This window comes from Aequoribacter sp. (assembly GCF_965659035.1).
In the GTDB taxonomy this organism is placed as follows: Bacteria; Pseudomonadota; Gammaproteobacteria; order Pseudomonadales; family Halieaceae; genus Aequoribacter.
On sequence record NZ_CBFHWH010000015.1, the window covers coordinates 24,515 to 31,701 of the forward strand.

At 51.3% G+C, this 7,187-nt stretch carries 9 protein-coding genes and 1 tRNA gene; 6 read left to right on the forward strand and 4 right to left on the reverse strand.

Annotated features, from left to right (window positions below; translation table 11 throughout):
* Positions 1–16: 16 nt before the first annotated feature.
* Positions 17–685 (reverse strand): SDR family oxidoreductase, encoded by a 669-nt coding sequence (locus ACTF5Z_RS04325; RefSeq protein ID WP_438984635.1) that lies wholly within the window; start codon positions 683–685, stop codon positions 17–19.
* Between the two features lie 108 nt (positions 686–793).
* Between ACTF5Z_RS04325 and ACTF5Z_RS04330 the strand changes: the two genes are divergently transcribed.
* A complete protein-coding gene (locus ACTF5Z_RS04330) occupies positions 794–2,080 on the forward strand; it encodes an amidohydrolase (protein WP_438984636.1) in 1,287 nt (428 codons plus the stop codon).
* A 119-nt stretch (positions 2,081–2,199) separates the two neighbouring features.
* On the opposite strand, the gene ACTF5Z_RS04335 is transcribed toward ACTF5Z_RS04330, so the two are convergent.
* Together ACTF5Z_RS04335 and ACTF5Z_RS04340 are read right to left on the reverse strand one after the other, a co-directional pair.
* Positions 2,200–2,739 carry a nuclear transport factor 2 family protein gene (locus ACTF5Z_RS04335; RefSeq protein ID WP_438984637.1) on the reverse strand — a complete coding sequence of 180 codons (540 nt, stop codon included), beginning with the start codon at positions 2,737–2,739 and terminating at the stop codon, positions 2,200–2,202.
* 570 nt (positions 2,740–3,309) lie between these two features.
* Positions 3,310–3,396: transfer RNA gene (locus ACTF5Z_RS04340), tRNA-Leu, on the reverse strand.
* Between the two features lie 195 nt (positions 3,397–3,591).
* On the opposite strand from ACTF5Z_RS04340, the gene ACTF5Z_RS04345 reads away from it, so the two are divergent.
* The 5 genes from ACTF5Z_RS04345 (at position 3,592) to ACTF5Z_RS04365 (ending at position 6,696) form a co-directional block, all read left to right on the forward strand.
* On the forward strand, positions 3,592–3,885 hold the full coding sequence (locus tag ACTF5Z_RS04345) for a hypothetical protein (protein ID WP_438984638.1): 294 nt from the start codon (positions 3,592–3,594) through the stop codon (positions 3,883–3,885).
* A 65-nt stretch (positions 3,886–3,950) separates the two neighbouring features.
* Positions 3,951–4,991: a tRNA preQ1(34) S-adenosylmethionine ribosyltransferase-isomerase QueA gene (gene queA / locus ACTF5Z_RS04350; RefSeq protein WP_438984639.1), complete on the forward strand. Its 1,041-nt coding sequence runs from the start codon at positions 3,951–3,953 to the stop codon at positions 4,989–4,991.
* Positions 4,992–5,021: 30 nt separating this feature from the next.
* Positions 5,022–6,140 carry a tRNA guanosine(34) transglycosylase Tgt gene (gene tgt, locus ACTF5Z_RS04355; RefSeq protein WP_438984648.1) on the forward strand — a complete coding sequence of 373 codons (1,119 nt, stop codon included), beginning with the start codon at positions 5,022–5,024 and terminating at the stop codon, positions 6,138–6,140.
* Positions 6,137–6,457 carry an NGG1p interacting factor NIF3 gene (locus ACTF5Z_RS04360; protein WP_438984640.1) on the forward strand — a complete coding sequence of 107 codons (321 nt, stop codon included), beginning with the start codon at positions 6,137–6,139 and terminating at the stop codon, positions 6,455–6,457. The genes tgt and ACTF5Z_RS04360 overlap by 4 nt, the downstream gene beginning before the upstream one ends.
* On the forward strand, positions 6,457–6,696 hold the full coding sequence (locus ACTF5Z_RS04365) for a DUF1289 domain-containing protein (protein WP_438984641.1): 240 nt from the start codon (positions 6,457–6,459) through the stop codon (positions 6,694–6,696). Before ACTF5Z_RS04360 ends, ACTF5Z_RS04365 begins: the two co-directional genes overlap by 1 nt.
* Here ACTF5Z_RS04365 and ACTF5Z_RS04370 read toward each other — a convergent pair.
* Positions 6,689–7,187: transporter associated domain-containing protein (locus ACTF5Z_RS04370; protein ID WP_438984642.1), on the reverse strand; the 499-nt coding region annotated here is incomplete at its 5' end. The two genes, ACTF5Z_RS04365 and ACTF5Z_RS04370, sit on opposite strands and share 8 nt — an antisense overlap.

Consider the following 7,187-nt stretch of genomic DNA (forward strand, 5'->3'; position numbering starts at 1 on the left):
GATTTGCGGGGCTGGACTAGGTCGTCCAGCCGCCTGCAAGTGGTATGATTTGTCCCACCACGTGCTGCACGTCGGGGTCCGCTAAATAGGCTGCCAGTTTGGCCGTCTCCAGACCCCTACCGACTTTTTTGGTTGGAACTTGAGAAGACAAACTGCTGATGAAGCGTGGATCCTGCATCAGCTCCGGTGGGTAGTAGGTGTCGTTTTCGATGTAGTTTTGCCCAATGGCGTTAGCTTGTACCCCAAACTTAGCCAGTTCTAAGCCTGCGCCTTTGATAAAGGCATTTTGTGCGCCGCGCGCAGCACAGTAGCCCGAGGCAAAAGGGATGCCTCGTAAGGGCGCCGCCGACGTAATCGCCACGATCTTGCCGTATCCTCTAGCTTTCATGGGGCCGCTGACATGGCGAATAATTCGCATTAATGGGTGAACAAGATGATCAAACAACACATTCCAATCGTCGTCTTGAATGGCTTCTAGCGCATCTTTACGAGGTGGCTCGGCCAAGTTCGCGATGACAATATCGGGTATATCCGCAAGAGTCTCCAGCAAATAGTGATCGTCATACAAGACATGCGTGTCGCGTGTCACGATCGCACCGAGACGTTCGAATTCGTCAGCAATGGACGGGCCCATGTAACGATCTGCAGAGGTAACCCAGACAGATTTGCCGCTAAACTGACTCATGATGTGCTCCTTGGTCAACATGAAGTCTTGGCCGCGAGGTTAAACAAATAGCATTGCTACTTGGAACGGCTTTGTTAGACTTCATTAAAACATGTGAGGCTTATTCTGATGTCTTTAGTACGTATTGCAACCGTCACCACCGTTTTGTTGGCGTCGAGCGTTACCAGCGCGCAAGATTTTGATCGTCTGGGCTTTTACGAGTATCTCCACGCAAACCCCGAACTGTCTTTTCAAGAAGAGAAAACATCGGCGCTTCTCGCACGCACCTGGCGACGTGCGGGCTTTGAGGTAACCGAGCAGGTGGGTGGTCACGGTGTGGTTGGTCTCCTAAAAAATGGAGAAGGCCCGACATTAATGATTCGTATGGATACCGATGCTTTGCCGGTGCAAGAGCAAACGGGGTTGCCGTACGCTAGTCGAGCAAAATCCATCGAGATGACGGGGCAGGAGGTACACGTGATGCACGCTTGTGGTCACGATGTGCATATGACCGTGGGGACCGAAACAGCCCTTAATTTGGCGACGCAAAAAGATGCATGGCAGGGGACTTTGATGGTGATAGCGCAGCCTGCCGAGGAGCGTGGGGCGGGCGCTAAAGCCATGTTAAATGATGGTCTGTTCGAGCGCTTCGCGACACCAGATTACAATTTGTCTCTGCACACATTGGCTACCTTACCTGCAGGCCAAATTGGCTACGTGCCGGGCTGGATGATGGCAAACGTCGACTCGGTCGACATTCAGTTGAAGGGTATTGGCGGGCATGGGGCGTACCCGCATAACGCCAAAGACCCGATTGTGTTGGCGGCGTCGATCATTATGGATTTGCAGACACTCGTTTCACGCGAGATTCATCCAGTAGAGCCGGGCGTGGTTACGGTCGGTTCGATTCACGCGGGAACTAAACACAACATTATTCCCGATTCGGCAACTTTACAGCTAACCGTTCGTTCTTATTCAGATGCGACAAGAGAAATCTTGCTTAATGGGATTCGTCGTATTGCAATCAAAAATGCAGAGGCAATGGGTTTTCCAGAAGACTTGCTACCAGTGGTAGAAGTGAAAGATGAGTATACGCCGGCGCTATGGAATGACCCAGAGTTAGTGGCGCGCAGCGTTGCGGTCATGAAAGCTGTTATTGGTGCTGCTAACGTGATTGAAGTGACGAAAGAGATGGGCGGCGAAGATTTTGCTCGGTATGGACGTACGGACGAAAAGATTCCCAGCTTTATGATCCGTTTGGGCGTTGTGCCCGAGGCAAAATGGCAGGCTTTTGAGCGTGGCGAGACAAATCTGCCATCGCTTCATTCGCCATTTTTCGCGCCAGACCCTGCCAAATCGATCGATACCGGGGTTAAAGCCATGACGGCGATGGCGCTGGATTTGCTGCAGAATTAGCGGATTTTCCAGCGTTAAAGTCTGGCGAGCTGAGCGGAATTTTTTAGTGCGTATGCTCTGTAACCATTGGCACTAAGCGCCGTCTGTTACGGTAGGTTAAAACACGTGCGTGGCCCAGCTCATTGGGTACTCGCGCCACGTTTAAACAGTTTGAAGAAGGCATACGATGGGTCGGCCGGGCCCGGCTTTCCAATCTTTGCACCGTGCACAATGGTTTCGTCCAGCGTCGAAATCGAAGGACTATGGTAGTTAGCCCAATCGGCAACAATGGCTCGATGAGCAAATTTCCAGACGCCCTCACGCTTTTCGTACTTGTCAAAGTAGCGCCCGCCAATCAGTAAATCTACAGGGCCCTCATCGGTGTCTATTTTGTGGAAGGCGATAAGATACACTTCGCCTTCTGCATAGTCGCCGTCAAGTTTCAGATTAATCGTGGTGACATTGTGGTGCAGTCCTAGCATCGGGATTTGAATGTTGGGTAACTCATCGATAAAGCCCATCGCGGGTCCCGTGTAAAAATCGCCGTGCTCGTCAATTGCGTCTTCATGGTATAGCGAGCGCATGAGTTCATTGTCGTGCCTGTCAGCGGCATGACAATAGGCGTAAATCAGTTCGTAGATTTCTTGCTTGTCGAGCAGTGCTTGAAGTCTGGCGTCCATCGCAGCCCTTCCTTTATTGTTCTTGGTGCCACGAGTGTACTCGTTTGATGACAGCCATGTCGACGTGGGATGGCGCGCCCACTTTGCTCCTGTGGTCGCAAAATGTCGAACCTCCGGTTCTCGTCCGGCTTGAATATCTGGGATATTGTGGGGTGCTTGGAATGCTTAAAATTTGGTTTTCTTTTGGTACCGGAGGCCGGATTGATAAAAGCGGCGTTGCCTCCGCCGCTTTTAGTTGCTGCGCAACCGCCGTCGCTTCGCTCCTGCGCCCACTTTGCTCCTGTGGTCGCAAAATGTCGAACCTCCGGTTCTCGTCCGGCTCGAATATCTGGGACATTGTGAGGTGCTTGGAATGCTTAAAATTTGGTTTTCTTTTTTGGTACAGGAGGCCGGATTGATAAAAGCGGCGTTGCCTCCGCCGCTTTTAGTTGCTGCGCAACCGCCGTCGCTTCGCTCCTGCGCCCACTTTGCTCCTGTAGTCGCAAAATGTCGAACCTCCGGTTCTCGTCCGGCTCGAATATCTGGGATATTGTGGGGTGCTTGGAATGCTGAAGATTTGGTTTTCTTTTTTGGTACCGGAGGCCGGACTCGAACCGGCACGCTTTTAAGGGCATCGGATTTTGAATCCGACGTGTCTACCAATTTCACCACTCCGGCACAGAGGGGAAAGCACTTCAGAAGTGCAGGGCGCGGATTATAGCAAGGCGCTTTAAAAGTGCAATCATTGAAATCGGGTTTTTATCGAGAGACAGCGAAAAAGTGGCCAAACACCGGATTGAAGGGTACACTTCGCGCCCTCGAGTTTGGGTATGGGACCTGAACCGTTTTCTGAGTACCAAGAGAGAAAAGATTATGGCCACAGTATTGGTTAAAAAAACAGCGACGCACAAAATCTACAAGCGCAAAGATGGTCGTTATGCAGTGACGACTTTGAAAGGCGCTGCCGTAAACGGCGACGATAAAGCGGCGGTATTGCTCGCGGAAGGTTTAATCCAGCTTTCTCAGCCAGCACCCGCAGAGCCTGAGGTAGAAGAAGCGCCTGCAGAAGAAGCGGCTGCTGAGGAAGCACCTGCGGAAGAAGCACAAGCTGAAGAAGCACAAGCTGAAGAAGCACAAGCTGAAGAAGAAACCAAAGACGCAGAGTAAACGTACAACGTTTTGATGCGTAAAGCCCACCTCGGTGGGCTTTTTTATAGTGAGCTCATTCCTGTATGTCGACATACAAAAGCGATTATTATTTTGATTTGCCCGAGCATTTGATTGCTCAGCACCCGCTGCCGGATCGCAGTGCTTCGCGCTTGCTTTGCCTTGACCGCAACTCGGGTGCTGTCAGTCACGCGCAGTTTACTGATCTGCTTGAGCTAATTCGGCCCAATGATCTGTTGGTATTTAATAACACGAAAGTCATTCCAGCTCGAATGTACGGCCAAAAACCGACTGGTGGTCAGTTAGAAATATTGGTCGAGCGCATTGTCAGTCCTCAACAAGCCTTGGTACATATGCGCTCTAGTCGTTCACCCAAACCAGGATCGGTGGTCGAGATTTTTAGCAAAGATCGCTCGGGAGTTGCGGGCGAAGTCTCCGTACTCGGACGCGAGGGGGCTTTGTTTTTAGTTGAAGCACAACACGAGGCTCTTACGGTTTTGATTGACCGTTGTGGTCATATGCCTTTGCCGCCTTACATAGAGAGGGCTGAGGAGCAAGCCGATTTAGATCGCTATCAGACCGTTTATGCTAAAAAAGAGGGTGCTGTCGCGGCGCCGACGGCGGGATTGCACTTTACCCCTGAGATTTTGCGGGCGCTTAAAGACAAAGGTGTCGAATTTGCCGAAGTGACCTTGCACGTAGGGGCAGGTACATTTCAGCCCGTCAAAGAGGACGATATTCGCGCACACACCATGCACACAGAATGGTTTGAGGTGTCGGACGAGGTGGTGAAGCTTGTCGAGGCGACCAAACAGCGCGGAGGCCGAGTCATCGCCGTTGGAACGACGTCTGTTCGCAGTTTAGAATCGGCTAGCCTTGATGGGCGCTTGCGATCGATGCAGGGTGATACTGAAATTTTTATCTACCCCGGTTACGAGTTCAAAACAGTGGATGCATTAATCACGAACTTTCATTTACCAGAGTCGACCCTGATTATGCTAGTGAGTGCCTTGGCCGACCGGGAGTCGGTATTAGCGGCCTATGATGAAGCAGTTCGGCACGAATACCGATTTTTTAGTTATGGCGATGCCATGTTTATTGCCTAGGATGGCTTTATGAGCGATGAATCTTGTCGAATGCACTATCAACTCAATACTCAAGATGGGTATGCGCGCCGCGGTGCTTTGACGTTTCCCCGCGGGGTAGTAGAAACACCAGCATTCATGCCCGTGGGAACATACGGCACGGTAAAAGGTTTGACTCCGCGCGATGTCGAAGACCTAGGTGCACATATTATTTTGGGTAATACCTTCCATTTGTGGTTGCGACCCGGTACTGACATCATAAAAGCGCACGGTGATCTGCATGACTTTATGGGTTGGCAGGGTCCGATCCTGACTGATTCCGGTGGTTTTCAAGTATTTAGTCTGGGTGCAATGCGCAAAATCTCCGAGGAGGGAGTTGCCTTTCAATCGCCCGTTGATGGCGCTAAAGTGTTTTTGGACCCGGAAGAGTCAATGCGTATCCAGCGCGACTTGGGTAGCGATATCGTCATGATTTTTGATGAGTGCACCCCTTATCCCGCCGATCACAGCGTGGCGAAAAGCAGCATGGAACTGTCACTGCGATGGGCCAAACGCAGCAAGGCGGCACACGAGGGGAACGATGCAGCGCTGTTCGGTATCATTCAGGGTGGAATGTACGAAGATCTTCGGCATCAATCCTTGCAGGGTTTGGTCGACTTGGGCTTTGATGGTTACGCAATTGGCGGGCTATCTGTGGGAGAGCCTAAAGAAGAAATGTTTCATGTGCTAGATGTCTTAAAGGACGTTATGCCAGCCGATAAACCCAGGTATTTGATGGGCGTGGGTACACCAGCGGATTTGCTCGAGGGGGTCCGACGTGGTATCGATATGTTTGATTGCGTGATGCCGACTCGCAATGCTCGTAACGGGCATTTGTTTACCAGTGAGGGCGTGGTGAAGTTGCGCAATGCCAAGCACAAGCGTTCGACCGCACCGCTGGATGCTAACTGCGATTGTTATACCTGTCGTAACTTCTCGGTTGCCTATTTGCATCACCTAGACAAGTGCAAAGAAATTTTGGGTTCGCAGCTGAACACTATTCATAATTTGCATTACTACCAAACACACATGCGTAATATTAGATCAGCTATTGAGACGCACTCGCTCGACGAGTACGCGGGTCAATTTTACGAGGCGCAAGGGCTGGAGGCACCGGCACTGGAATTATGAAGAAACTCGTATTTTTTGTGCCTCAGACCCATCTAGAGCACGTCAAGACGGCTCTTTTCGAGGTGGGTGCAGGCCGAATTGGTGATTATGAGCATTGCTGCTGGCAAACCTTGGGCGCCGGGCAGTTCAAGCCAATGCCCGGGGCAACGCCGTTTATCGGTCAGAATGGGCAACTCGAGCGTGTGAGTGAGTACCGAGTAGAGCTGGTCTGCGACGATGCCTGCATTAAGGAGGCTGTAAAGGCACTACGCCATGCGCATCCCTACGAAGAACCCGCCTTTGATGTCATTAACCTTGTTGATCCGGAGAGCCTGTAATGTCTGAATCTGCGCAACGCCCACGTCCAGTAATTATTGATCCGCTTACCGGTGAGGAGCTCGTGTCTTCGCCCTGCGTGTCTATTTGTGCGCTTGATGAAAATGATGTGTGCATCGGTTGTTTTCGGTCAGGCAGCGAGATTACCGATTGGTTCATGGCTTCGTCCGCAGAGAAGAATGCAATACTCGCGCGCGCCAAAGAGCGTCGGCTAAAACAAGGCAGTAATGGGCTTAGCTAGCCTTAAAGGCCTTAACAGATTGAATCACCTTGCTGTCGAGGCTGACGATCTCGAGTCGATGTTCTCCAATAGCCATGCTGACGTTTGCATCCGGGAATGATTCGAGTATTTCCAGCATCAGTCCGCTGATGGTTCTTGGCCCCTCGGTGGGTAGCGACCAATCGAGCGCTTTATTGACATCTCGAATAGAGGCATTGCCTAAAATTAAGAAAGTGCCGTCTGGCTCTGGCGTGATGTAATCGTCTTGCGCTATCAGACTCGAGGTAAACTCGCCCACGATTTCTTCTAAGATATCTTCCAGTGCAACTAGGCCCATAACGTCGCCGTATTCGTCCACGACCGTGCCCAAGCGCAGTTTCTGCTGTTGAAAGTTCAGCAGTTGGGTGTGCAGAGGCGTGTTCTCTGGAACGAAATAAGGTTGTTCCATTTCGCGCAGCAAGGCTTCTCGGTCTAAACCGTTGGCATCGACAATACGGCTGATGTTGCGCATA

Excerpts from the sequence above, each read along its gene's own strand:
- ACTF5Z_RS04325 (WP_438984635.1), bottom strand. The coding sequence starts at position 685 with ATGAGTCAGTTTAGCGGCAAATCTGTCTGGGTTACCTCTGCAGATCGT.
- ACTF5Z_RS04330 (WP_438984636.1), top strand. The coding sequence starts at position 794 with ATGTCTTTAGTACGTATTGCAACCGTCACCACCGTTTTGTTGGCGTCG.
- ACTF5Z_RS04335 (WP_438984637.1), bottom strand. The coding sequence starts at position 2,739 with ATGGACGCCAGACTTCAAGCACTGCTCGACAAGCAAGAAATCTACGAA.
- ACTF5Z_RS04345 (WP_438984638.1), top strand. The coding sequence starts at position 3,592 with ATGGCCACAGTATTGGTTAAAAAAACAGCGACGCACAAAATCTACAAG.
- queA (WP_438984639.1), top strand. The coding sequence starts at position 3,951 with ATGTCGACATACAAAAGCGATTATTATTTTGATTTGCCCGAGCATTTG.
- tgt (WP_438984648.1), top strand. The coding sequence starts at position 5,022 with ATGCACTATCAACTCAATACTCAAGATGGGTATGCGCGCCGCGGTGCT.
- ACTF5Z_RS04360 (WP_438984640.1), top strand. The coding sequence starts at position 6,137 with ATGAAGAAACTCGTATTTTTTGTGCCTCAGACCCATCTAGAGCACGTC.
- ACTF5Z_RS04365 (WP_438984641.1), top strand. The coding sequence starts at position 6,457 with ATGTCTGAATCTGCGCAACGCCCACGTCCAGTAATTATTGATCCGCTT.